This is a genomic window from Streptococcus suis, from assembly GCF_019794555.1.
Taxonomy (GTDB): Bacteria; Bacillota; Bacilli; order Lactobacillales; family Streptococcaceae; genus Streptococcus; species Streptococcus suis_AB.
Genome location: NZ_JAIMEP010000076.1, coordinates 1 through 647, shown reverse-complemented (window position 1 = coordinate 647; position 647 = coordinate 1). Strand labels below are relative to the sequence as shown.

Genomic DNA, 647 nt, shown 5'->3' with positions numbered 1-647 from the left:
GAAACAGACTAAAAACAGTGATTACGTAGATAAATAAATACGTTAGATTAATTCCTACCAGTGACTAATCTTATGACTTTTTAAACAGATAACTAAAATTACAAACAAATCGTTTAACTTCTGTATTTATTTATAGATGTAATCACTTCAGGAGTGATTACATGAACAAAAATATAAAATATTCTCAAAACTTTTTAACGAGTGAAAAAGTACTCAACCAAATAATAAAACAATTGAATTTAAAAGAAACCGATACCGTTTACGAAATTGGAACAGGTAAAGGGCATTTAACGACGAAACTGGCTAAAATAAGTAAACAGGTAACGTCTATTGAATTAGACAGTCATCTATTCAACTTATCGTCAGAAAAATTAAAACTGAATACTCGTGTCACTTTAATTCACCAAGATATTCTACAGTTTCAATTCCCTAACAAACAGAGGTATAAAATTGTTGGGAATATTCCTTACCATTTAAGCACACAAATTATTAAAAAAGTGGTTTTTGAAAGCCATGCGTCTGACATCTATCTGATTGTTGAAGAAGGATTCTACAAGCGTACCTTGGATATTCACCGAACACTAGGGTTGCTCTTGCACACTCAAGTCTCGATTCAGCAATTGCTTAAGCTGCCAGCGGAATGCTTT

Annotated in this window: 1 protein-coding gene; it reads left to right on the top strand. The window is 32.0% G+C overall.

Annotated elements, in window-relative coordinates; all coding sequences use genetic code 11:
- Positions 1-161: 161 nt before the first annotated feature.
- Positions 162-647, top strand: a 486-nt coding sequence (locus K6V48_RS11675) for an rRNA adenine N-6-methyltransferase family protein (protein ID WP_181200504.1), incomplete at its 3' end; no start/stop codon positions are given.